Origin of the sequence: Mesorhizobium sp. M7A.F.Ca.CA.001.08.2.1, assembly GCF_003998455.1 — a bacterium.
Classification (GTDB): domain Bacteria; phylum Pseudomonadota; class Alphaproteobacteria; order Rhizobiales; family Rhizobiaceae; genus Mesorhizobium; species Mesorhizobium ciceri.
In genome coordinates, this window is the sequence record NZ_RZPW01000905.1 from 1 (window position 1) to 2262 (window position 2262).

Genomic DNA, 2262 nt, shown 5'->3' on the forward strand with positions numbered 1-2262 from the left:
GCAAAACGCTCGCCGGCGATTTCGATCTCATAGGACGACGCCAGCACATCCGCCTCGCTCTCGCCCTCGCAAGGCACATAGCCCAGCCCGACTGCGCCGCCGAGGTGATGGCCGTAATTGCCAGACGTTATCGGACCAACGATCTTACCGTCGCGCAGGATCGCCTCGTTATGGAAGAGCAGGGGTTCCGGATCCTTCAGCCGGAACTGTACGAGCCGGCGTGACAGGCCGGCTTCCTTCTTGCGCAGCACGGCATCGCGACCGATGAAGTCGCCCTTGGCGGTCTTCACCGCGAAGCCGAGGCCGGCTTCCAGCACATTGTCCTCGTCGGTGATGTCGTGGCCGAAATGCCTGAAGGCCTTTTCGATGCGGCAGGAATCCAGCGTGTGCAAACCACAGAGCTTCAGGCCGACATCAGCGCCGGCCTCCTCGATCGCCTCGAAGACATGGGCCGCCTGGTCGGTCGAGACATAGAGTTCCCAGCCGAGTTCGCCGACATAGGTGACGCGATGGGCGCGGGCCAGGCCCATGCCGATCTCGATCTCCTGGAACGTGCCGAACGGATTTTTCTCATTGGAGAAATCGTTGGGGCTGACCTTCTGGATCAGCTTTCTCGCGTCCGGGCCCATCAGGCAGAGCACGCTTTCGGCCGCCGTTACGTCGGTGACGACGACGAACTCATCGGCGACGTGCTTGCGCAGCCAAGCCAGGTCGCGCTGCAGCGTGGCGCCGGGGACGACGAGGAAGTAGGCGGTTTCCGACAGCCGCGAGACCGTCAGATCGCTCTCGATGCCGCCGCGCTTGTTGAGCATCTGGGTGTAGACGATCTTGCCCGGCGCGACATCCATGTCGTTGGCGCATAGTCTTTGCAGGAAAGCACAGGCGTCGCGGCCCTCGACACGGATCTTGCCGAACGAGGTCATGTCGAACAGGCCGACGCCATTCCTGACCGCAAGGTGTTCCTCGCGCTGGTTGTCGAACCAGTTCTGGCGCTTCCAGGAATAGCGGTATTCGCGCTCCTGGCCCTCGCGGGCGAACCAGTTGGCGCGCTCCCAGCCGGCGACTTCGCCGAAGACAGCGCCGCGCGCCTTCAGATGCTCGTGCAGCGGCGAGCGCCTGACATTGCGCGACGTCGCCATCTGACGATAGGGGAAATGATCGGCATAGAGCAGGCCAAGCGTTTCAGAGACGCGCTCCTTCAAATAGCGGCGGTTCTTCTGGAACGGCTGGGCACGGCGGATGTCTACTTCCCACAGGTCGAAGGGGGCTTCGCCATCATTGATCCACTGCGCCAGCGCCATGCCGGCGCCACCGGAGGAGACGATGCCGATCGAATTGTAGCCGGTCGCCATCCAGTAGCCGGACAGTTCCGGCGCCTCGCCGAGATAGTAGCGGTCGTCGGGCGTAAAACTCTCGGGACCATTGAAGAAGGTGTGGATGCCGGCGGTCGCCAGCATCGGCATGCGGTTGACGCCCATTTCGAGGATCGGCTCGAAATGCTCCATATCCTCCGGCAGTTGGTCGAAGCAGAAATCTTCACGGATGCCGTCCATGCCCCAGGGCTTTGCCACCGGCTCGAAAGCGCCCAGCATCATCTTGCCGGCGTCCTCCTTGTAGTAGGCACACTCGTCGGGCACACGCAGCACCGGCAGGCGGGTGAGGCCGGGGATCGGCTCGGTGACGAGGTAAAAATGCTCGCAGGCGTGCAGCGGGATGGTGACGCCGTTCTGCGCTCCCAGTTCGCGCGCCCACATGCCGGCGCAGTTGACGACGATGTCGGCCTCGATGGTGCCTTGCTCTTCGCCTTGTGTCCAGGACACGCCCGTGACGCGGCCGGCCTTGCTGTGGACCTTGGTGACCTTGACGTTCTCGACGATGGTCGCACCGCGCTGGCGCGCGCCCTTGGCCAGTGCCATGGCGATGTTGGCGGGGTCGCACTGGCCGTCGAGCGGCAGATGCACGGCACCGACGACATCGGAAACATTGAGATGCGGGTACATCTCGCTGACTTCCCTGGGCGAAATCTCGCGCACGTCGACATCGAAGGCACGCGCCAGCGACGCTTGCCTGTAGATCTCGTGCTTGCGCTCCTCGGTCAGCGCCACGGTGATCGAACCGACCTGGCGCATGCCGGTGCCGACTTCGGTCTCTGCTTCCAGCTTGACGTAGAGGTCGGCGGAATATTTCGCCAGCCGCGTCATGTTCTGCGAACCGCGCAGCTGGCCGATCAGGCCGGCGGCATGCCATGTCGTGCCCGACGTC

At 63.6% G+C, this 2262-nt stretch carries 1 protein-coding gene; it reads right to left on the bottom strand.

All coding sequences use genetic code 11. The features are described from left to right. Positions 1-2262 (bottom strand): FAD-dependent oxidoreductase (locus EN914_RS32715; RefSeq protein WP_164779087.1); only part of this gene is annotated, 2262 nt, incomplete at both ends.